Source organism: Glycomyces niveus, from assembly GCF_017592475.1.
In the GTDB taxonomy this organism is placed as follows: Bacteria; Actinomycetota; Actinomycetes; order Mycobacteriales; family Micromonosporaceae; genus Glycomyces; species Glycomyces niveus.
This window is the reverse complement of sequence record NZ_JAGFNP010000008.1, coordinates 63,174-83,740: the sequence shown is the minus strand read 5'-3', so window position 1 is coordinate 83,740 and position 20,567 is coordinate 63,174. Positions and strand designations below refer to the sequence as shown.

General features: G+C 72.4%; 17 protein-coding genes. 10 read left to right on the top strand and 7 right to left on the bottom strand.

All coding sequences use genetic code 11. The features are described from left to right. Positions 1 to 125 precede the first annotated feature (125 nt). The 5 genes from J5V16_RS15220 to J5V16_RS15200 all read right to left on the bottom strand — a co-directional run bounded on the left by J5V16_RS15220 (position 126) and on the right by J5V16_RS15200 (position 5,601). Positions 126 to 725: a type II secretion system F family protein gene (locus J5V16_RS15220; RefSeq protein ID WP_208497276.1), complete on the bottom strand. Its 600-nt coding sequence runs from the start codon at positions 723 to 725 to the stop codon at positions 126 to 128. After that, the gene (locus J5V16_RS15215) at positions 725 to 1,405 is read right to left on the bottom strand and encodes a type II secretion system F family protein (RefSeq protein ID WP_208497275.1); all 681 of its coding nucleotides are present in this window, start codon (positions 1,403 to 1,405) and stop codon (positions 725 to 727) included. Before J5V16_RS15215 ends, J5V16_RS15220 begins: the two co-directional genes overlap by 1 nt. A 699-nt stretch (positions 1,406 to 2,104) precedes the next feature. Next, positions 2,105 to 3,289 (bottom strand): TadA family conjugal transfer-associated ATPase, encoded by a 1,185-nt coding sequence (locus J5V16_RS15210; protein ID WP_208497274.1) that lies wholly within the window; start codon positions 3,287 to 3,289, stop codon positions 2,105 to 2,107. After that, positions 3,286 to 4,446 (bottom strand): septum site-determining protein Ssd, encoded by a 1,161-nt coding sequence (ssd, locus tag J5V16_RS15205; RefSeq protein WP_208497273.1) that lies wholly within the window; start codon positions 4,444 to 4,446, stop codon positions 3,286 to 3,288. Before ssd ends, J5V16_RS15210 begins: the two co-directional genes overlap by 4 nt. Before the next feature lie 258 nt (positions 4,447 to 4,704). Next, positions 4,705 to 5,601, bottom strand: coding sequence for an aldose 1-epimerase family protein (locus tag J5V16_RS15200; protein ID WP_208497272.1), 897 nt, complete (start codon positions 5,599 to 5,601; stop codon positions 4,705 to 4,707). Between the two features lie 356 nt (positions 5,602 to 5,957). Here J5V16_RS15200 and J5V16_RS15195 point away from each other — a divergent pair, with 356 nt between their 5' ends. The 3 genes from J5V16_RS15195 to serC all read left to right on the top strand — a co-directional run bounded on the left by J5V16_RS15195 (position 5,958) and on the right by serC (position 10,771). Continuing rightward, positions 5,958 to 7,049, top strand: coding sequence for a citrate synthase 2 (locus J5V16_RS15195; protein ID WP_208497271.1), 1,092 nt, complete (start codon positions 5,958 to 5,960; stop codon positions 7,047 to 7,049). A 180-nt stretch (positions 7,050 to 7,229) separates the two neighbouring features. Further along, entirely contained in the window at positions 7,230 to 9,260 is a 2,031-nt protein-coding gene (locus J5V16_RS15190; RefSeq protein ID WP_208497270.1) for a PIG-L family deacetylase, read from the top strand. A 395-nt stretch (positions 9,261 to 9,655) separates the two neighbouring features. Further along, positions 9,656 to 10,771 (top strand): phosphoserine transaminase, encoded by a 1,116-nt coding sequence (gene serC, locus J5V16_RS15185; protein WP_208497269.1) that lies wholly within the window; start codon positions 9,656 to 9,658, stop codon positions 10,769 to 10,771. Positions 10,772 to 10,942: 171 nt separating this feature from the next. Here serC and J5V16_RS15180 read toward each other — a convergent pair whose 3' ends face one another. Further along, positions 10,943 to 12,136 (bottom strand): sulfotransferase family protein, encoded by a 1,194-nt coding sequence (locus J5V16_RS15180; protein WP_208497268.1) that lies wholly within the window; start codon positions 12,134 to 12,136, stop codon positions 10,943 to 10,945. 80 nt (positions 12,137 to 12,216) lie between these two features. Between J5V16_RS15180 and J5V16_RS15175 the strand changes: the two genes are divergently transcribed. The 5 genes from J5V16_RS15175 to J5V16_RS15155 all read left to right on the top strand — a co-directional run bounded on the left by J5V16_RS15175 (position 12,217) and on the right by J5V16_RS15155 (position 17,466). After that, positions 12,217 to 13,128: a fructosamine kinase family protein gene (locus tag J5V16_RS15175; RefSeq protein ID WP_208497267.1), complete on the top strand. Its 912-nt coding sequence runs from the start codon at positions 12,217 to 12,219 to the stop codon at positions 13,126 to 13,128. Positions 13,129 to 13,145: 17 nt separating this feature from the next. Next, the gene (gene moaA, locus J5V16_RS15170) at positions 13,146 to 14,186 is read left to right on the top strand and encodes a GTP 3',8-cyclase MoaA (protein WP_208497266.1); all 1,041 of its coding nucleotides are present in this window, start codon (positions 13,146 to 13,148) and stop codon (positions 14,184 to 14,186) included. A gap of 5 nt (positions 14,187 to 14,191) precedes the next feature. Further along, positions 14,192 to 14,428, top strand: coding sequence for a MoaD/ThiS family protein (locus J5V16_RS15165; protein ID WP_307792979.1), 237 nt, complete (start codon positions 14,192 to 14,194; stop codon positions 14,426 to 14,428). Between the two features lie 320 nt (positions 14,429 to 14,748). Next, positions 14,749 to 15,948: a UvrD-helicase domain-containing protein gene (locus J5V16_RS15160; RefSeq protein WP_208497265.1), complete on the top strand. Its 1,200-nt coding sequence runs from the start codon at positions 14,749 to 14,751 to the stop codon at positions 15,946 to 15,948. Between the two features lie 111 nt (positions 15,949 to 16,059). Then, on the top strand, positions 16,060 to 17,466 hold the full coding sequence (locus J5V16_RS15155) for a MinD/ParA family ATP-binding protein (RefSeq protein ID WP_208497264.1): 1,407 nt from the start codon (positions 16,060 to 16,062) through the stop codon (positions 17,464 to 17,466). Here J5V16_RS15155 and J5V16_RS15150 read toward each other — a convergent pair. Next, positions 17,394 to 18,053 (bottom strand): TetR/AcrR family transcriptional regulator, encoded by a 660-nt coding sequence (locus J5V16_RS15150; protein ID WP_208497263.1) that lies wholly within the window; start codon positions 18,051 to 18,053, stop codon positions 17,394 to 17,396. The genes J5V16_RS15155 and J5V16_RS15150 overlap by 73 nt on opposite strands. Before the next feature lie 392 nt (positions 18,054 to 18,445). Between J5V16_RS15150 and J5V16_RS15145 the strand changes: the two genes are divergently transcribed. Beyond that, positions 18,446 to 19,735, top strand: coding sequence for a prenyltransferase/squalene oxidase repeat-containing protein (locus tag J5V16_RS15145; protein WP_208497262.1), 1,290 nt, complete (start codon positions 18,446 to 18,448; stop codon positions 19,733 to 19,735). A gap of 103 nt (positions 19,736 to 19,838) precedes the next feature. Continuing rightward, positions 19,839 to 20,483, top strand: coding sequence for a hypothetical protein (locus J5V16_RS15140; protein ID WP_208497261.1), 645 nt, complete (start codon positions 19,839 to 19,841; stop codon positions 20,481 to 20,483). Positions 20,484 to 20,567 lie beyond the last annotated feature (84 nt).

Below are 20,567 nucleotides of genomic sequence, written 5' to 3'. Positions count from 1 at the left end.
GGTGCCGGGTCGTGACGGTGCCCGGCGGTCGCGGCGGGTCGGGAGGGGCATCGTGGTGTGTGTGTTCGCGCGCATTGCGGTTTCCTCTCTTCGGTTTCCGGGCGGTGTTGCCCGGGGTCGGTTGGTCAGAGGCCGGAGGCCAGGGTCTCGGTGACGATGCCGAGCACCACCGGGCCGATGCCGGCGACGCCGAACGCGGGCAGGAAGCACAGGCACAGTGGACCGACGAGGGCCACGGCGGCGCGTCCGGCGCGTTCTTCGGTGCGGGTGCGGAGTTCTGATCGGAGCGAGGTCGCGAGTTGCTCGAGGCCCGCGGCGATGGCGGCGCCGGAGTCGCCGGACCGGTCGAGTTGGCGGGCGAGGCGTGCGGCTCCGGGGAGCCTGCCGAGTTCCGGGAGGGCTTCGGCGGCGGTGGCGCCGAGGTGGATCGCTCCGGCGAAGCGGTTGAGGCGTTCGCCTATCGCGGGGTCGTCGGTTTCGGCGACGGCGAACGCGGCCTGCGGGAAGGGCGTCCCGGCGCGCATGCATGCGGCGAGGAGGTCGAGCGTCCAGGGCCAGGACGGGGCGAGCCGTTCGGCGGCGTTGCGCTCAGCGCGGTCCGGGTCGGCGCGGAGGAGGCGGGCGGTGATCCACCAGGCGGCGAATCCCGCGATGATGCCGGTGACGCCCCCGATCGCGATGGCGGCGGCGACGCCTGCCAGCGGGCCGATGAGTTTGCGCGGCATCAGGAGCTCCTCGGTGTGACGGCGTTGATGAGTGCGCCGGTCCAGGCGAGGCCGGCGGCTTGGAGACCCATCGCGGTCGCGGCCGCGCCGATGCCGGCGGGGCTGGCGAAGAGGAACGCGACGGCTTCGACGCCGAGCGCGACCTCGCCGAGTGCGACTCCGGCGACGGGCAGGGCGACGAGGAGCGCGGCGGTGGCGCGGATCGAGGCGGTTTGGGCCCCGGCGCGGGCGGCCGCTTGGTCGTCGTCGCGGAGGTGGTCGGCGAGCCTGCGACAGAGTTCCGCGGCGGGTGCGCCGAGTTCGGCGGCGATGCGGAGTGCGGCCCGGAGGCGGCGCGCGGTGGCGGTGGCTTCGGCGGGCCATTCGGGTTCGGCGGCGGCGACTGCCCGGGCCGGATCGGTCCCGGCGGCGAGGTCGGCCGCCAGGTAGGCGACGGTGTCGGCGGCTGCCCTGCGGGCTTCGCGGAGTCGTTTGCGGTGCAGGGTGAGATGCCAGGCGATGACCGCGGCGGCGGTGTAGATCGCGGTGACCGCCGCGGCGGTCGCTGCTGCGAGCGGCCCGAGGCCGCCGTCATGGCGGTATCCGGCGAGCCAGGCGGCGAGAGCTGCGGTGAGCAGTGCGGTGATCGAAGCGGCGGTCTTCGGCCGGTGGGTGACGAGTGCGATGGCGACGGCGGTCATGCGGTGCCTCCCTTCATCGGGTTGTCGGTGTGGCCGCGGGCGACGATTCGCGTTGCCGCATGCCGTGGTGACCGGCCATGTGGGCGGCGTTTCGAGCAGGCTGATTCCAGGCGAGTGGTCGCGCTGGCGGGGACGGTGCTGCAGCGTCGGCGCTCCGGCGGCAGCGCAAGCGCGTTGGGGAAGGCGGTGATGCGGTGCCGCCTTCCGCAGTGCGGCAGGCGTCGCGCCGGGCTGCGGTTTGCGCTGTGTCGTTGCACGGTGCCGAGACGGTGATCGGCGACGGTCCTGCAGCGGCGGCGTTCGGGTAGCGGAGCGAATGCGGTGGCGATCATGGGCAGTGCTCCCTTGTGTTCGGTGGCGGCTCTGCGGCGGTCATTCGGTGCACTCCCGCAGGCAGCGAGGCTGACATGCGGGCGTTGCGACTTCGCTGCGGTCGTGCCTGATGCGAGGCGCGCGGTCGATTGGTTGTGGCCGGGCGCTGCATGCCTCGGGCTGCTGGCGAAGCGAGTGCCGCAAGTCGGAATGCAGCCACGGCGCTGGCCGGGGCGAGCCGGTTCGGGGTGGACCCCGGCGCAGGCGACCACGCGGGCTGGCTCGAGTCAATCCCGTCAGCGGCACGGCCGCCGTCGCCACCGGCGCTGGTGCATGGGTCGCAGGCTGCCTGCGACCGGGGCTGAGACGGTCGTATGTTCCAGCTGCTCATGCGTTGCGCTCCTTCAGGAGGCGTTCGAGGATGCCTGCGCTCGGTCCCGGGCCGTGGCGGGTCCAGGCCGTGGAGACGGTCAGTTGGCGAGTTCGGGCGTCGCCGGTTTCGATCAGGGCTATCTCGGCGACTTGGCGGCCGGTGCCGTTGCGTCGCAGGTGGATGATGACGCGGAGTGCGGCCACGAGCTGGGCGTGGAGGCCTTCGCGCGGCAGCCCGTGCGGGAGCGCGAGCGCTTCGAGGCGCGCCGGTGCATCGGCGGCGGCGTTGCAGTGCAACGTGCCCGCGCCGCCTTCGTGGCCGGTGTTCAATGCGCCGAGGAGTTCGATCACCTCGGCTCCACGGCACTCGCCCACGACGATCCGGTCCGGTCGCATGCGCAGCGACTGGCGGACGAGGGCGGCCAGGTCGACCGCGCCAGCGCCTTCGATGTTCGCCGGGCGGGTTTCGAGCGTGAGCGTGTGCGGGTGGTCCGGAGCGAGTTCGGCGGCGTCTTCGACGATGACGATGCGTTCTTCTTTGGGCGCGTGGGAGAGCAGGCTCGCCAGGAGTGTCGTCTTGCCGGTCCCGGTGCCGCCCGTTACGACGAAGGCGAGCCGGGCTTTCACGATGCGCAGCAGCAGGTCGGCCATGCTCGCGGTCAGCGTGTCCGCCTCCACCAGCTGCGTGAGCGTGAACGCCTTGGACCGGTGGGTGCGGAAGGACAGGTACGGGCCGGAGGCCGCGATCGGGGCGAGTACCGCGTGGAATCTGGTGCCGTCGGGCAGTCGCACGTCGGCGTACGGGCTTCCGGCGTCGAGGCGCCTGCCGGCCGCGGCGGCGAGGCGGCAGGCGAGGGCGCGGATCGTCTCGGGGCGGTCGAGGCGGACCGGTGCGGGCTGGAGGCCTTCGCCGCGGTCGGCCCAGACGCCGCTGGTGCCGTTGACGACGACGTCGGTGACGTCGGGGTCGTCGAGCAGCGGCTGGAGCGGGCCCGCGCCGACGAGGTCGTCGCTCAGGGCCGCCGAAAGTTGGAGGAGTGAGGCCTGGTCGGGTGGTGCGGCGCCGGCGGCGCAGAGGGCTTTCACGATGTCGGCCTTGGCGGAGCGGTGGGTCCAGCCGCGGGTGCGGCCGCGGTTCGCGCCCGGTTCGGCCTGGGCGGCGAGTTGGCGGCGGACGCGGGTGAGGAGGGCGAGGTTCATCGGGCCGCTCCGGTCCGGTCAGGAAGGGCCAGTTCGCCTCGCGGTCGAGGTTCGGCGAGTGTCTTGGCGAGGTCGCGGATGCCGCGTCCGGCCCGGCCGCGTGGCAGGCGGCCTTGGCGGAGCAGGGCCGGGAGGCGCCGGTCGGTGGGGACGCGGCCCCACACTGGCGGTTCGTGCCAGTCGGCTTCGCGCGGGCCGTCCCAGGTGACGCCCGGTGGGCACCGTTCGGCGTCGCCGCGCAGGACCGCGCCGATGTGGGCGCTGTGGAGGCCGTAGGCGGCGGTGACGCTGCGGGCGGCTTCCCAAGAGCGCGAGCCGGGTCCGATGGCGACCGCGATGGTGCGGGCGGCGACGGCGGCCGATGCGGACGCGTCGGTGCGGGTGCGCGGCAGGTCGACGATGACGAGGTCGGCGGCGAGGCGGGCGGCCCGCAGGACCCGGTCGAAGGCTGCGGCGGGCACTTCGGAGGGGTTGCGCGGGTCGGGGGCGACGAGGTGCAGGCCGCCGCGTTTGGGGAGGCCGCCGAGGAGGCGTTCGGGGTCGAGCGGGCCGGTGCCCGCGGCGAGGGAGGGCCAGCGCCAGCCGGGTTGGGCGGCGAGGCCGGCGGCGGTGTCGATGCCGCCGCCGGTGTGGTCGAGGTCGATGAGGACGGTGGTGCGGCCGTCGCGGGCGGCGTCGGTGGCGGCGGCGAGTGCGAGGGTGGAGGCGCCGGCGCCGCCGTGGCCGGCGACGGTGGCGATGACGGGTGCGGGTTCGGTGTCGCGGACGGTGCGGATGAGGAGGTCGGTGAGGAAGTCGTTGGCGTCGGGGAGGGCGACGACGCTGGTGGCGTTCATCTGGATGGCCATGGGCCATAGGAGTGAGGTGTCGTCGGTGTCGCCGCCGAGCCAGGACATGGTGGTGCAGAGGAGGATCGGGCCGCGGGCGGGGAAGTCGCAGGCGATGCATTCGGGTCCGAGGTCGGGGCCGACGAGGACGAGTGGGGCGCGCTGCCAGTCGGTGGCGGCGTCGTGGGGGTGGCGGATGCGGCGGAGCGGGTGGCCGGCGGTGGCGGCGAGTGGGGTGATGGCGTCGGCGAGGCGGTCGTCGGTGGTGACGAGGAGGGATTCGGCGGCGGGGGCGGCGGTGATCGTGGTGTTGTGGAGTGTCGCGGCCATTGTTGCTCCTACTGTCCGTGGTGTTCGCGTGTCTTTCAGTAACGGTGACCGATGTCGCGACAGGTCGGCAAGGAGCAATTTTCCGGCTGTGGATAACTTCCGGCTTATCGGATAATTCAGGCAGCATTGGGGCACAAGATGATCGGGACTCGGGTTCGGCCTGTGGAAAACACGGCGTGTCGTCCGCGATGGACGCTCATATGCGACGAGGGACCGCCCCGGTCGGGGCGGTCCCTCGTCTCGCGTTTCGCGGCGGTACTACTCGGGGCGGATGCCCCAGACGCCGAACCAGGCCTCGCTCGGGGAGAGCTCGATCAGGTCCTCGCCGGTGGCGAGGGCGTTCGGCGGGCAGGTCGTGGGCTCGATCGCGACGGAGCCGCGCTTGCGGTCGCCCTCGAGGCCGTCCGCGGTGTAGATGTGGACCCAGCCGAAGGACTCGTCCATCCACACGGTGACGGACTGGCCGGAGACCGGGTCGGCGAGGCGCACTTCGGCCTTGCCGTCGGAGCCGCGCTTGAGGTCGCCGTAGCAGTCGTCGATCACGAGGTCCTTGAGGACGGTCGGGTCATCGAAGTCCGCGGGGCCGGAGCCGACGGGGATGCTCTGCTTGTCGAGCTTGAGCTTCTTGGCGGCCGGGACGTGGAGGGTGGCCTCGTCGATCCGCTCGAGGGAGCCGGGGATGAGGTAGGAGTGGGTGCCCAGGCCGAAGGGGGCGGTCTTGGTGCCGGGGTTGGACACGGTGTGGGCGGCGCGCAGGCCCTGGGGGCCGACGGACCAGCGGGTACGCAGCTGCAGCGTCCACGGGTAGCCGAGGCGAGCGGGCAGTCGGCATTCGAGGGTGACGGAGGTCTCGGTGACGTCGACGGCGGTCCACTCGGCCCAGGCGACGAAGCCGTGGAGCGAGGTGTTGGTCTCGATCTCGTTGATCGGGAGCTGGTACTCGGTGCCGTCGTAGGCGTACTTGCCGTCGCGGGTGCGGTTGGGCCAGGGCGCGAGGACGTGGCCGGACCAGCCGGGGGCGAGTTCCTCGTCCCCGTAGGACATGACGACCGGGCGGCCGCGGTAGGAGTACGAGCGCACGCCACCGCCGACAGCGACGATGGTGGCCTCGTGGTCGTTGTAGGCGATCACCCATTGCTCGCCGGACAGCGCCATAGGGGGTACCTCCGTGTCGTTATCGGTGGGCGGGATGTGCTTTGACGTTAGCTCATGTCCAATGACCTGCGGCACCCGTATAGATGTGGGCGAGATCGCAGGAAACCGTTGAAACCCACAAGTTCCATTATTGAAACCCTCCCAACGAAAACGTCAAAATAGGACAAACTACTAAGCTCACGATTGTTGTCTCACATTTTGCGCACCTTCTGTACCGCTGTTCAGGATCACCCCCGGCCCGTGGCCACTTCCGTCCGCCATCGCATTGAGGCACCATTTCCAGATAACTACGAACCGTCGCCTCCCGGAAGCCCCCGGTCGGCAACCACAGGGACAACACACTCAGGAGTACAACGATGTCTGAGTTCAAGCCCGGCCTCGAGGGCGTCATCGCCTTCGAAACCGAGATCGCCGAGCCTGACAAAGAGGGTGGATCGCTCCGCTACCGCGGCGTCGATATCCAGGACCTGGTCGGCCAGAGCACCTACGGCGACGTATGGGGCCTCCTCGTCGACGGCAAGTTCGGCAACGGCCTGCCCGCCGCCGAGCCCGTGCCCGTGCCCGTCTCCTCCGGCGACACCCGCGTCGACGCCCAAGCCGCGGTCGCCATGCTCGCCCCCTACTGGGGCCTCCAGCCGCTGCTCGACATCGACGACGAGACCGCCCGGGACGATCTCGCCCGCGTGTCGGTCACCACGCTGTCGTTCATCGCCCAGTCTGCCCGCGGCTCCGGCCGCCCCGCCGTGCCCCAGTCGGAGATCGACAAGGCCGGCACCATCACCGAGCGGTTCATGCGCCGCTGGCGCGGCGAGCCCGACCCGGCCCACGTCAAGGCCGTCGACACCTACCTGATGTCGGCCGCCGAGCACGGCATGAACGCCTCCACCTTCACCTCCCGCGTCGTCGCCTCCACCGGCGCCGATGCCGCTGCCGCGATCTCCTCCGGCATCGGCGCGCTCTCCGGCCCGCTCCACGGCGGCGCCCCCTCGCGCGTCCTCCACATGATCGAAGGGGTCGAGAAGTCCGGCGACGCCGAGGGGTACGTCAAGAACCTCCTCGACTCCGGCGAGCGCCTCATGGGCTTCGGCCACCGCGTCTACCGCGCCGAGGACCCCCGCTCGCGCGTGCTCCGCGCCGCCGCCAAGGAACTCGGCGCCCCCCGCTACGAGGTCGCCGAGGCGCTCGAGTCGGCCGCCCTGGCCGAGCTCAAGGCCCGCAAGCCCGACCGCGTGCTCGCCACCAACGTCGAGTTCTGGTCCGCGGTGCTCCTCGACTTCGCCGAGGTCCCCGCCGAGCTATTCACCCCGATCTTCACCTGCGCCCGCGTGGCCGGCTGGAGTGCCCACATCCTCGAGCAGAAGAAGCTCGGCCGGATCGTGCGCCCGTCCGCGACCTACGTCGGCCCCGGCCCCCGCAAGCCCGAAGAGGTCGAGGGCTGGCAGCAGTAAGCCGAAGCTCGAAGCGGCCCGCTTCACCCCGCCAGGGGTGACCCGGGCCGCTTTTGCATACTCGGAATGGTCCGCGCGTCTCGTTTGCGCGCGTTCGGGTTACGATCGACCGGTCGCGGCGACGCTCTCCCTCCCGCCGGCGGCCGATCGAACACCCACACCACCCGAACGGGACGCCCCATGTCCTCCCCCCGGCACCTGCCGCTGCGCCGCCGCGACCTCTTGGTCGGCGGCGTCGCCGGGCTGGCCGTGACCGCCGCGGCCGCCGAGAGCGCCTGGTCGCTCCGCGAGGCCTCCGGCGGCGGCGCCTTCCCCGAGCCGGTGCGCGGCGGCCCGATCCACATGCAGATCGTCGCCCACCCCGACGACTGCCTCTACTTCGTCAACCCGCGCGTCGCCCGCGTCCTCGACGACGGCGCCGGGCTCTGCACCGTCGTGCTCACCGCGGGCGAAGCCGACGGGCGCAACAGCTGGGACGCCGAAGCCCCCGCCGACTTCGCCGGGTACGCCGCCGCGCGCAACAACGGCCTGCGCCGCGCCTACGCCGCCCTCGCCCTCGGCGACCCCGACGCGCCCTGGGACCGCTACCTCGCCCCGCTCGAATCCGGCCAGGACGTCGAACTCTGCGTCCTGCGCGACAAGCCCGAAGTGCATGTCGTCTTCTGCTCACTGTGGACGAACCTCGGGCGCATCACCGGCGAGTTCACCCGGCTCCTTGCCCTGTGGGAAGGCCGCCTCGACGACTCCCTGATCCTGCCCCCGGCCGACTCGCCGCTCACCGCCGAGTCCACCGTGGACCGCACGACGGTGCAGGCCACCCTCCTCGAACTCCTTGACCGGTACCGGCCCGTCGTCGTCAACACCCTCGACCCCGACCCCGACCCGATCACCGGCGAGCGGCTGGGTGCCGAGCAGCCCGGCTACTCCGACCACATCGACCACACCGCCGCCGCCCTCTTCGCCTGGGAGGCCGTGCGCGCCTGGGGCGCGGCCCGCACCGTCGAGTCCTGGCGCGGCTACTACAACCGCCGCTGGCCCGGCAACCTCGGCGAAGCCGACCTCGCCCCCAAGGGCCGCGCGCTCGACGTCTACTCCTGGAACGACGGCGCCGACTGCGACCTGCCCAGCGGCTGCGGCGACCGCCTCATCGCCGGTCCCGGCGCGGGCACCACCTACGGCCACGCCACCCACCCGCGCTACACCGCGGCCCTCGCCACCGCCGAGGTCGACGGACTCATCCGCCCGGTCACCGTGCGCGACAACACTCTCCAAGTGCTCGGCGACGACGGTTGGGAAGACCTCGGCGGGCCCGACACGCTCCCCTCGCTCGACCTCGCCGGCACGAAGGTCTACGCGATCAGCGCCGAGCACACCCACGATCCGGCCACCCATGTGCGCGACGTCCACTGCTACGACCTGGTCTCCGGCCAGTGGCAGCTGCTCGGCAACCCGAATGGGACCGGCCCGGGCGCCCGCATCGTCGGGCAGGTCGCCGGGGCCGACGACGGCCGCACGTCGCTCGCGTGCGTGCGCGACCCGGACGGCGGCCTCGCGGTGCGCGTGCGGCCCGAAGGCGGGGAGTGGGCCGACTGGGCGCGGCTCGAAGGCCCGGCCGTGCACGACGCACCGGCCGCGCTGGCCTTGGACGGCGCCTTCACGATCATCGCCGCGACCCCCGACAACGTGGCGGTCTGGGAAGGCGACGGGGTCGACTGGACGACCCGGATGCTCGACCTGCCCGGGCCCGAGGACCTGCCGTTCTTCCCGCCCGCCAGCGCGGTCGTCGCCGTGCAGGCGCCCGACGGGCGGATCGTGCTCGCTTCGCGTGTGGGCGGGTGCAGCGATGTGGCGCTCCACATCGGACGCGGCGAGATCTGGACGGGTGTGCGCGTGCCGCTCGAGGGCGGGGTGCTGGCGCCGGCGCTCGCGATCGGCCCGGAGGGCGCGCTCGCGGTGGCGTGCGACGACGGGACGGGAGCACCGGCGGTGCTGGTGCTCGGACTGGCGGACTTGGAGGCCGGTGAGGGCGCGTTCGGGCTGCTGTCGCGGCCGTGGACGCGGGGCGACATCACGCTGGTGAAGCGCCCGGCGGCGGCGTTCGGTTCGGACGGCGCGCTGCGGTTCTGGGCGGTCGCGGCGGACGGCGAGCTGTGGACGGCCGAGGCCGAGCCGGGCGGCGACGCCCCGGCAGGCTGGTCCCTGGCGACGTAGCGGCGGCGGAGTCGGCGACGGCTCGGATAGATCGCGCGGCGGCCTTGGGCGGTTCTCGGCGGGTCTGCGCAAATCGGGCATCGTGAAGCGCCCCCGAATCGATAGTGCCTGGTGGGTACGACAATCCGTTGGGCACGCGCGAGGCTCGGCGCCATTCGACGAGATTCGGGGCACACGAGCTCGGCGAGGCCCCGGCCTCGTCACGTCCCACCCGCGGGCCGAACGCTGGCGCTCGCGCGCGGGATCCCATCGGGGACGGGCGGGTCGCGGTCGGCCGAGGCGTCGGACGCGGGTGTGCGAGGGATCCCAGTTGGCGGCCGGGGCTGGACCAGGGAGCTGCGGCGCTGGCTCGCGGGTTTACAGTGAGCCCAGGACCGACCAGAACGGAGCCGACAGTGACCGACCCGATCACCATCCCCGCAGAGCTGCTGCCCGCCGACGGGCGCTTCGGCTCCGGCCCCTCCAAGGTGCCGTCCGAGGCGATGAGCGCGCTGTCCGGACTGGGCAGGTCCGTCATGGGCACCTCCCACCGCCAGAAGGCGGTCAAGGCCGAGGTCGGGCGCCTGCGGGCCGGGCTGGCCGAGTTCTTCTCGCTGCCCGAGGGCTACGAGGTCGTCCTCGGCGTGGGCGGCGCGACCGCGTTCTGGGAGGTCGCCGTGTTCGGCCTCATCGAGGACCGGGCGCAGGCCGCCAGCTTCGGCGAGTTCGGCTCGAAGTTCGCCAAGGCCATCAAGATCGCCCCGCACCTGGGCGAGCCGACGATCGTGACCGCCGAGCCGGGCACGGCCGCGTACCTGTCCTTCGAGGACGGCGTCGACGCGTACGCCACCCCGCACAACGAGACCTCGACCGGTGTGGCCGTCGACGTCAAGCGCGTCGCGCACGAGGGCGCGCTCATGCTGCACGACGCGACCTCCGCGGCGGCCGGCCTGCCGGTGGACCTCACCGAGACCGACTGCTACTACTTCGCGCCGCAGAAGGGCCTGGCCTCAGACGGCGGCCTGTGGATCGCGATCATGAGCCCGGCCGCGATCGAGCGCGCCGAGCGCATCGCCGCGTCCGGCCGGTACATCCCGGCGTTCCTGGACCTGAAGACCGCGATCGACAACTCGCGCAAGGAGCAGACGTACAACACTCCCGCGGTGGCGACCGTGGTGCTCGCCGCCGAGCAGGTTGACGCGCTCAACGCCGCGGGCGGTCTCGACGCGGCCGCGAAGCGCTGCGCCGAGTCGGCCGGGGCGATCTACTCGTGGGCGGACTCCCGCGAGTTCGCGAACCCGTTCGTGGTCGACCCCGCGCTGCGCTCGAATGTGGTCGCCACGATCGACTTCGAGGGCGTGGACGCGGCCGAGATCGCGAAGGTGCTGCGCACCAACGGTGTCGTGGACACCGAGCCGTACCGGAAGCTGGGCCGCAACCAGCTGCGCATCGCCACCTACCCGGCGGTGGACCCCTCGGACGCGGCCAAGCTGACCGAGGCGATCGACTTCGTGGTCGAGCGGTTGGGCTAGTACCTCCTCGCTGAAACCACCTCCTATGCAGTTCGGCTGAAACGTGTTCGGCCGGTCGGGGGAGCGGCACCCGCATGACGCTCCGCCCGACCGATTCGAAGGTATCGGCCGGGTATGACAGAACAGGGCCGGTCCCCGAGGGATCGGCCCTGTGTCGTGCGTCTCAGTTTGCTAGAAGCCGAGGCGGCCGTAGTCGCCGAAGGCGGCCTCGACGTCGTCGAGTTCGATGCCGTAGCGCGACAAGTGGTACTCGTGGGCGCGGCGCATCCCGGGGCGGGCCAGGACCTGCTCGAGGTTGGCCTCCTCCTTCTCGGTCCACGGAATCCCCAAGCGCGCGAACAGCTTCGGCATCAGACCGTGCGGGTCGGCGGTGAAGGAGTGGTACGGCACGTCCACGAAGCGTTCGCGTGAGGCCGCCGAGCGCACCGCGCGGGCCTGCGCGACGCCCTTGCCGAAGATGTCGAGCCATTCGGGGCCGATCTTCGAGGGGTCGTAGGTGCGGTGGTGCAGCGCCCGCCCGGTCTCCACAAGGGAGCACCAGGAGCCCATGACGGTGGAGGGGTCGCGGTGCATCCACACGATGGTCGCGTCGTCGAAGACCTTGAGCAGCACGTCGAGGTTGAACAGGTGGAACGGGGACTTGAGCACCCAGCGCTTGCGCGGCTGCTTCCACTGCAGCACCTGGAGGACGCGCTTGAGGTGCGTGTAGTCCTCGGTGTAGTCGCGCTCGTCGACCCAGCGGCGGTACGCGGGCATCGTCGCGCGGGTGATGAACTGGTACCCGTGCGGCAGCGCGAACACGCACTCCTCGGGCTGCAGCGCGTTCATCGGGTGGATGAGGTCCCACACGGGGGAGGCCTTGCTCGCGAGGGACGCCATGGTCTGGGCGTCCCTGATGAGCTTGTCGCGCAGCTTCGGGTCGATGTCGCCGCGGTGGGTGTTCATGAGCTCCCACATGAGCGGCGCCCGGGTGCCCTCGGGCTGGATCAGGATCTTGTGCGTGACGGTGGTGGCCGTGCGGGGCAGGCCGACCACGACGATGGGGCGCTCGATGGGTTCGGCGGCGATCTCGGGGTGCTCGGCGATGAGCCGCTCGACTCGCAGGTGGTTGGTCATGCGGCGGGTGAGGTCGTCGATGAAGCCCTGCCAGCCGACCATGGAGAGCGTGTCCTGCTTGGCGACCTCGCGCATCAGGAAGCGGTAGGAGTCGACGAACTCCCTGGCCACGGCGGAGTCGGCCTCGGCCTGGTGCTCGGCCTTGTGGACCATCCGGTCGAACACGCCGTCCACGCGGGAGCGCTGGGCCGTGACCCTTGGGGCGCTGAGGGTGTTGACGGCGGTGAGCCAGCGGGCGGTGCGACGCATGGTGCCTCCAGAGCAAAGGGGTTCAACACGAAGAGTTTTTCATGCCCGTCAGCCCGTTCGCCTTCCGCTACATTAGGTCCGTGGACGAAGCCCCCGACACCGAGCGCCTGCGGCTGCTGCCCGAGCTCATCGAGCACCAGCGCGTGCGCACCACCCCGGTGAAGGCGAGCGACTTCGCGATGCCCATGACGACGCCGCGCCCGTGCCGGGCGACCGCGCAGCGCCTCACCTTCGACGACGGCTCCCACCTGTTCGCCAAGCTCGCCGAGCACGCCCCGCCGGATTACCTTACGGCCGAAGTCAACGGGCTGCGGTGGCTGCGCGAGGCGACACCGGCGACCGTCCCGCTCCTGTACGCCGACGACCGCCTGCTCGTCGAGCCGTGGATCGAGCCGGCCGAGCCCACCCGCGAGCACGCCGAGGCGCTCGGCCGCGAGCTCGCGGCCATGCACGACGCGGGCGCGGAGCGGTTCGGCGCCCCCTGGCACGGCTACATCGGCGAGACGTTCCTGGACAACGAACCCGCAGGCGAGACCTGGGCGGAGTGGTACGCCGCCAAGCGGATCGAGCCGTACCTCAAGCCCTCCCGCGACAACGGCGCGCTCGACGCGGCCGACGTCGCCGCGATCGAGGCCCTGGCCGCGCGCCTCCCCGAGCTCGCCGGACCCGAGGAGCCGCCCTCGCGCACCCACGGCGACCTGTGGTGGGGCAACGTGCACTGGGGCGAGGAGCAGGCCTGGCTCATCGACCCGGCCGCGCACGGCGGCCACCGCGAGACCGACCTGGCGAACCTGCGCATGTGGGGCGGCGTCCCCATGTTCGAGGCGGTCATCGACGGGTACACCGAGGTGCACGCCCTGGAGGCGGGCTGGGAGGCGCGAGTCCCGCTCCACCAGCTCTTCCCCCTCCTGGTCCACACGACTCTCTTCGGCCGCGCCTACCGCGACCAATTGCTGGGAAACGTGTCTCACTTTACGAAACTGTCATATTGACGAACTAGGCTCGACGCATGCCAGCACCGACTCCGACCCAGGGCACCGCGAACGCACCGTCCGCGGCCCTCGGACTGCGCGACAGGCACGGGCGCACCGCCACCGACCTGCGCGTCTCACTCACCGACCGGTGCAACCTGCGCTGCACGTACTGCATGCCCGAAGCCGGGCTCCCGTGGCTGCCCAAACCCGAGCTCCTCACCGACGACGAAGTGTCGCGCCTCGTCGGCATCGCCGTCCGCGACCTCGGCGTCACCGAGGTCCGCTTCACCGGCGGCGAGCCGCTGCTGCGCCCCGGCCTCCCCGGCATCGTCGCCGCCGCCGCGGCCCTCGAACCGCGCCCCGAGATCTCCCTGACCACCAACGCGATCGGCCTCGAACGCCTCGCCGCGCCCCTGGTCGAAGCCGGACTCGACCGCGTCAACGTCTCCCTCGACACCCTCGACCCCGGCACCTTCAAGGAACTCGCCAAACGCGACCGCCTCGCCGCCACCCTGCGCGGCATCGAAGGGGCGGCCACCGCCGGGCTCACGCCCGTCAAGCTCAACACCGTGCTCATGCGCGGCGTCAACGACACCGAGGCCCCCGCGCTCCTGCGCTTCGCCATCACGCACGGCTACCAGCTGCGGTTCATCGAGCAGATGCCGCTCGACGCCGCCGGAGTGTGGCGCCGGGACGAGATGGTCACCGCGGCCGAGATCCTCGAGGCCCTCAAGGCCGAGTTCGACCTGGTCCCCGACCCCGCCCACCGCGGCTCCGCGCCCGCCGAGACCTGGCTCGTCGACGGCGGACCCGCGAAGGTCGGCGTCATCGGCTCGGTCACGCGCCCGTTCTGCGGCGACTGCGACCGCACCCGCCTCACCGCCGACGGGCAGGTCCGCAACTGCCTGTTCGCGCGCGGCGAGACCGACCTGCGCGGGCTCCTGCGCGACGGCGCCGGCGACGCCGAGATCGGCGCGCGCTGGCGCGAGGCCATGTGGGGCAAACTCCCCGGGCACGGCATCGACGACCCGTCGTTCCTGCAGCCGGCCCGCCCGATGTCCGCGATCGGAGGCTGACGGTGGTGACCGTGCGGTACTTCGCGGGCGCGAAAGCGGCCGCTGGGGTAGGCGAGGAGCAGGTGGCCGCCGCCGACGTCGCTGAGCTCAAGGCGGTCCTCGGGCAGCGGCACGGCCCGGTGCTCGACAAGGTCCTCTCGGCGTCGACGCTGCTGGTGGACGGCCTGGCCGCGAAGGACCCGGCGACCGTGCTCCCTGCGGGCGTCACGGTCGAGGTGCTCCCGCCGTTCGCGGGAGGGTGATCGCGGTCGGCGCGGGCGCGGCGCGATCCGCCGGTGCCGCGCGGCTTCGAGGCGAGGAGGCAGTGGAGAACGTGAAGGCGGATATTCCGGATTTGTCCTTGCGCAGGCCTCCTATCCATGACCGTACGCGGAGGGTCCGACACCGAGCGGGGTCGGCGCTGCGACGGGCGCACCGGCGACGCCTCGGATGCGAGCGCGCGGCACTTCCGACGGCACGGCCGGGCGACCCGGAACGCGAGGGTGGTTCCGACTCGGCGGTGCGACCCGCCGGGGCGGGAGCCCCTGCGGGGGGCGCGGCGTCTGTCTGCGAGGATGCATAGGTGCGCCGTCCTGATGAACGCAAGCAACCGCAGGTGGCGTCCCCGCTGTTCGAGCTCTCCGCCGACATGCGGACCACCGCCGAGCGGCGCCGCCGCTCGCACCGGTCCCACCACTCCAGGTACGTCCGCGAAGCCGTGCCCATGCCCGAACCGGCGCTGACGACCCGGACCCCTGACCCGTGGCTGGAGTCCGCGCCCCTGCTCACGGGCATGGACGAGGTCGGCGCGGGCCTGCTCGACTCCCTGGACGCGATGCAGCGCGTGGCCGCCTCGGCGGGCCGCGGCCCGCTGCTCATCAACGCCTCCCCCGGCACCGGCAAGACCCACCTGCTCATCCACCGGGTCGCCTACCTCGTGCAGGAGCTGGGCGTGCCCGCACGCCAGTGCCTGGTCCTCGCCGCGTCCGCACCCGGCGCCGCCCGTATCCGCCGCGAGCTCGGCGCGCTCATCGGCCGCGAGGCCGCCTCGATCACCGTCGCCGAGTTCGACGACTTCGCCGCCGCGAGCCCGCCCGAGCTCGGCCACGTGTTCATCGACGACCTGCCGCGTATGCCGATGCGGCTGTTCCGCCAGGTCACCGAGCACCGCGGCGCCGAGGCGGACATCACCGCCACCGGCGACCCCGACTCGGCGCTGTGCACCGGCGAGCCCGCCGCGTTCGCGGCCTTCGCCGAGCAGTTCCCGCAGGCGCACGTCATGCGCCTCTCCCGCAACCACCGCAGCCCGGCCGCGGTGCTCGTAGCCGCCTCGCAGGTGATCGAGCCGATCAGCCGCGTCCCCGGCCGGCTCGTGCAGCCCGAGCGGCCCGCGCTCGAAGGCTCGGGGATCGGCCGGTACTTCGCCGTGGACGCCGACGACGAGAAGCGCTTCGTCCAGGACCTCGCCGACCGGCTCGCCGAACTCGGTGTCGCGCCCGAGGACTTCGCGGTGATCGGCCCCGACGGCATGTCCGTCGCCCGAGCCGCCGAAGGCGAGTTCCGGGTCGTGTGCCTCACCGGGGTCACCGCCGAGGACTGGCCGAACACGGCCGCGGCCCGCCGCGAGCTGTACGTCGCGCTCGGACGCACCCGGGACCTCGCCTACGTCAGCCACACCGGCGGGGGCTCGCCGCTGCTGGCCGATGTGGACCAAGGGCTCTTCAGTCCATTCGGGATGGTGCCCCAAGACCGTTCCGGCCCTGAGCAGCCGCGACTGCTGTGAGGGCCGCACCCGGGAGCCGAGCCGAGTTCCCACGCGATGACAGGCGTATGGGCCACAATAGTCGGGTAACCGCACTCTGACGCTGAGCGCACCCGCGCGCTGGGAGGCCCGATGGAGCACACCGAAGAGGACACCGTTCCTCTGCACCGGCCGGATGCTCCAGGGTGGTCGCCGTTCGCGCCGCCGGGCGCGAACCATGGGCACAGCGCCCCGCCCGAGGTGAACGAGCAGTATCACGCGTCTTCGGAAGTGCAGGACCAGCACGACTCTGAGGACCTCATGAACCAGCCCTACAGCGCCGGGCACGAATCGATCCGCAACCCGCGCCAGAGCGACCACGTGCCCAGCGCCCCGCCGCCGCCCGCGACCCCGGTGCCCGGTCCCGCCTCCTACGACGCCCCGCCGGCGCAGTACGAGGCGCCGCAGACCGGCGGTGATGGCTGGCCCGTCCCGCAGGAGGCCGCCGAGGAGGGCTGGCAGGTGCCGCCCGTCCCCGTCGACCACCAGGTCGGCGCGCCGCCCGCGCCCGCTCCACGGCACGTCCCGGTCCCGGTCTTCCCCGACCACACGGGCGCGCTCGAGCGCATTGGCGTCACCGCCGACGACTTCTCGTCCCGCCGGGTCGTGCCGCCGCGCCCGCCCGTCGCCGAGACCGGCCTGCGCGGCGCCCTGCACCGCTTCAGCCTCGGCATGGTGGCTCTCCCGCCCGGCCCGCGCGAACGCGCGCGCCAGCGCGCCGTCGATACCGTGCGCCGCAATTTCGGCGGCCTGCGCCAGATCACCGTCGTCAACCCGAAGGGCGGCGCGGGCAAGACCGTCGCGGTCCTCATGCTCGCCATGACCTTCGGCCGCCACCGCGGCGGGTACGTGCTCGCGTGGGACAACAACGAGACGCAGGGGACCCTGGGCATGCGCGCCCAGCAGGACTTCCATGTCCGCACGGTGCGCGACCTGCTGCGGGACCTCGACCACTTCCGGGGCCCGACCGGGCGCATCGGCGACCTGTCGCAGTACGTGCGCGCCCAGGGGGGCGCGATGTTCGACGTGCTCGCTTCGGACGAGTCGGCGACGGCCGGGGAGATGCTCACCGCGCAGTCGTTCGGGGACCTGCGGGAGGCGGTGTCGCGCTTCTACAAGCTCATCGTCGTCGACACCGGCAACAACGTGCGGGCGGCGAACTGGCAGGCGGCGATCGACGCGACCGACCAGCTGGTGGTGACGATGTCGGCCCGCAACGACTCGGCGGAGACCGCGGCGCGGATGCTCGACCACTTGGAGCAGACCGGCCGCCGGGACCTGGTGCGCGGGGCGGTGTCGGTGGTGTCGATGCCCGCCCACCGGAAGGACGTGGACCTGCCTGCGGTGCAGCGGCACTTCGCGGCCCGGACCCGTTCGGTCCTGCTGGCGCCGTACGAGAAGCTGCTCGACTCGGGAGAGCCGATCCGCTACGACTCGTTGAGCAAGGCGTCGTCGGCGGCCTGGCTGCGGATCTCCTCCGCGGTCGCCGAGGGCCTGTAGGCGGCGAGGAGGCCGACGAGCCCGGCGGCGGCGTCGGCGAGGCGGTGGTCGTCCTCGTCGGCGTGGCCGAGGACGAGCGCTCCCTGGATGAAGACGAGGACGGTGCGGGCCAGCCGGTCGGGGGCGGCCGCGGGGTCCATCTCGCCGCGCTCGACCGCCCGTGCCAGGATCGCGGCGAGATCGCGTTCGAGTTCGGTCCAGGCCTCCTGGACGCGGCGCATGGTAGCGGGGTCGTCGGCGAGTTCGACCGCGGCGCGCACGACGAAGCCGCCTTCCTTGGAGTGGCGGGCGACGACGTCGAGGAGGTCGGCGACGACGCGGGGCGCGTCGGTCCGCTCGTCCTCCTTCTTCTCGAGGGCGCGGTGGGCGATCGAGCGCAGCTCGGGCTCGGTGTCCTCCCGGTAGCGGCCCAGCGCGGTGATGTAGAGCTGGTGCTTGGAGCCGAAGGCGGCGTAGAGCCCGGCGCGGTTCATGCCGGTCGCCGCGACGAGGTCCGACATGGAGGTGGCGGAGAATCCGCGTTCCAGGAAGACCCGTGTCGCAGCGCGCAGAACTCTGTCCAAATCGGCGTTCTTATTTCTGCTCACGTTGGCACCGTATCGACACCCGGTGCTACGGGTCAATAACCGCAAGGCGGGAGTTCACTCGCGTGGCGCGAGTGAACGGCTGCACTGTGCGACCGGTCGGCTTGACACCCAGCGAATCCACCCGCGAGAATGACCCCAAACTGAACAGGCGCCAGGCGGGGGAAGTCCGGTGAAAGGCCGGCGCTGACCCGCAACGGTAGTCGCGGTTCGCTGTGCTTTACAGACATGGTCGAACAATGCCGAGCACCCCCTGCAATCCGCTCGGTCCACCCGCGTGAGCCCGAATGCCCGCCGACGCCCATCCGAATTGTCAACGCCTGTCGTGGTCTACAGGCGCTTGCGGCGCCGCCGCCTGCCCGAAGACCCCACTCGCTCAAGGAAAGGTCAGGCAATTGCGCCACCTGCCCGCCCGACTGCTGGCCGCCGCCGCGGTCGTGCCCATCACCGTCTTCGCCTCCGCCGCACCGGCTGAGGCCCAGGAGGCCCCGTTCGCGCAGCCCGCCCAGGCCGCCGCGTCCTGGCTGGCCGCCCAGTCCGACGGCACCTCTTGGAACGCCGGGGACGTCTCGTCCTCGCTCGACGCCGTCATCGCCCTCGAGGCCGCCCGTGTCGGCGGCGACCAGGTGCAGGCCACCTTGGAGTGGCTGAACAGCAACGAGACCCTGAGCCCGTACGTGTACCCCGCCGTCGAGGGCGCCACCGAGCCCGCGCTGAACGCGGGCGCGGCCGGGAAGGTCATGTACGCCGTCGCCACCGCGGGCGGCGACGCGACGAACTTCGGTGAGATCCGCCTCGCCGACGAGGTCACCGCCTCGCAGGCCGCGAACGGCACCTACGGCGACGGCACCGCGCCGTCCACCGCGTGGGCCGTGCTCGGCCTCTCCCGCACCGACGCCCCGGCGGGCGCCGAGGCCGCCGCCGGCCTGGCCGCGGTGCAGTGCCCTGACGGCGGGTTCAACTACGCCGACGTCGACGGCGGGGACGACTGCGTCTCCGACCCTGACACGACCGGCCTGGTCGCTTCGGCTCTGGTGACGCTCGGCGACGCGGCTGCCGAGCCGCTGGCGTCGGCGGTGGCGTGGCTCGAGGGCGCGCAGGGCGAGTCCGGCGGGTTCGACAACGGGTTCGGCGAGAACGCGAACTCGACCGCGATGGCCGCGCAGGCGTTCCTGGCGGCCGGCAGCGCGGAGGCCGCAAAGAGCGCCGTCGCGTTCCTGCTGACGCTGCAGTTCGACTGCGCCTCTGAGCAGCCGGGCGCGATCATGTACACCAACCCGGAGGACCCCGAGTTCGGGGAGGCCTCGCGCCTGCTCGCGACCGCGCAGGCGATCGTGCCGCTCGCGGGCCAGGACCTCGCGAACCTGGACGCGACGGGCATCGAGGGCGCGCTGCCGGGCACCGGCTGCGAGAGCGCCGACGCCGGCGGCGAGGGCACTGGCGAGACGACCGACGCCGCCGAGGACGAGGGTTCGGCCTCGTGGCTGCCGTGGGCGATCGGCGCCGCCGTAGTGGTGCTGGCCGCGCTCATCATCGCGTTCGTCCTGAAGTCCCGCCGCGGCGGTGACGCTGCGGCCGAGGAGAAGGCCGACGCCGTGGCCGACGCCCAGTCCCCTGCGGCTACGGACGAGCCCAAGGGCGAGTCGGGGGAACCGACTGCGGACGACGACACCGACAAGCAATAGTCGGCACGTGACCCGAAGCGAACGCGACCCAGGCAGCGCCCGCCGCGAAGGCGGGCGCTGCCTGCGCGCTTCCCTCCCGCTCCCGCTCGGGTGTCGTACCCCGATGGGACCCTTGGTTTCGGGGGCGTCGGGGTCCGACACACCCGACCTCGCGGGGCGGCGACCCGCCTCACCGACGATCCGCCGCCTGGCCGCGTTCGCGGCCGCCCTTCTCACCGCCCTCTTCGTGCTTCCCGCCGCGCCCGCCGCCGCTAACGACGGCTGCCTCGATGTCACCGTCGTGGTCGACTTCGGGGCGCTCGCTTCCGAACCCGAGACCGGGTGCGCCGAGGAACCGGCGAACGGGCTCGACGCACTCGTCAGGGCCGGTTTCTCCGTCACCGAGGTCGCCTCGATCCGCGGGATGGTGTGCCGGATCGACGAACTCCCCGAATCCGACTGCGGGGGAGCGCCTCCCGCGAAGGAGTACTGGTCGTACTGGCGCGCCGACGCCGGCGACGCCGAGTGGTCGTACTCGCCCGTAGGCGGCGCGGACGCCGAGCCGGGCGCGGGCGATGTCGAGGGCTGGGTCTTCGGCGACGGCGCCGAACCGCCCGCCATCGCCCCGGGCGAGGCCGCCGAGACGACCGAGGGGCTCGGCCCCGACGCCGCCGACAAGGCCTCGTTCACCTGGGTCATCGCGGTCGCCGCGCTCGCCGTCATCGTCGCCCTCGTGATCTGGCGCGCGCGCCGCAACAGGCACGCGTGATCAGGACTGACATGTCCCCGACCGCTGCCCGGACCGCCCGCCCTGCGGCTCCATGCACCGCCCGCGCCGCGAACCGGCGGCGCG

Bases quoted from the DNA above. Each gene is read 5' to 3' on its own strand.
- J5V16_RS15140 (WP_208497261.1), top strand. From the start codon at position 19,839: ATGGGACCCTTGGTTTCGGGGGCGTCGGGGTCCGACACACCCGACCTC.
- J5V16_RS15180 (WP_208497268.1), bottom strand. From the start codon at position 12,136: ATGCGTCGCACCGCCCGCTGGCTCACCGCCGTCAACACCCTCAGCGCC.
- J5V16_RS15200 (WP_208497272.1), bottom strand. From the start codon at position 5,601: ATGGCGCTGTCCGGCGAGCAATGGGTGATCGCCTACAACGACCACGAG.
- moaA (WP_208497266.1), top strand. From the start codon at position 13,146: ATGCCAGCACCGACTCCGACCCAGGGCACCGCGAACGCACCGTCCGCG.
- J5V16_RS15220 (WP_208497276.1), bottom strand. From the start codon at position 725: ATGCCGCGCAAACTCATCGGCCCGCTGGCAGGCGTCGCCGCCGCCATC.
- J5V16_RS15195 (WP_208497271.1), top strand. From the start codon at position 5,958: ATGTCTGAGTTCAAGCCCGGCCTCGAGGGCGTCATCGCCTTCGAAACC.
- ssd (WP_208497273.1), bottom strand. From the start codon at position 4,446: ATGGCCGCGACACTCCACAACACCACGATCACCGCCGCCCCCGCCGCC.
- J5V16_RS15215 (WP_208497275.1), bottom strand. From the start codon at position 1,405: ATGACCGCCGTCGCCATCGCACTCGTCACCCACCGGCCGAAGACCGCC.
- J5V16_RS15155 (WP_208497264.1), top strand. From the start codon at position 16,060: ATGGAGCACACCGAAGAGGACACCGTTCCTCTGCACCGGCCGGATGCT.
- J5V16_RS15210 (WP_208497274.1), bottom strand. From the start codon at position 3,289: ATGAACCTCGCCCTCCTCACCCGCGTCCGCCGCCAACTCGCCGCCCAG.
- J5V16_RS15190 (WP_208497270.1), top strand. From the start codon at position 7,230: ATGTCCTCCCCCCGGCACCTGCCGCTGCGCCGCCGCGACCTCTTGGTC.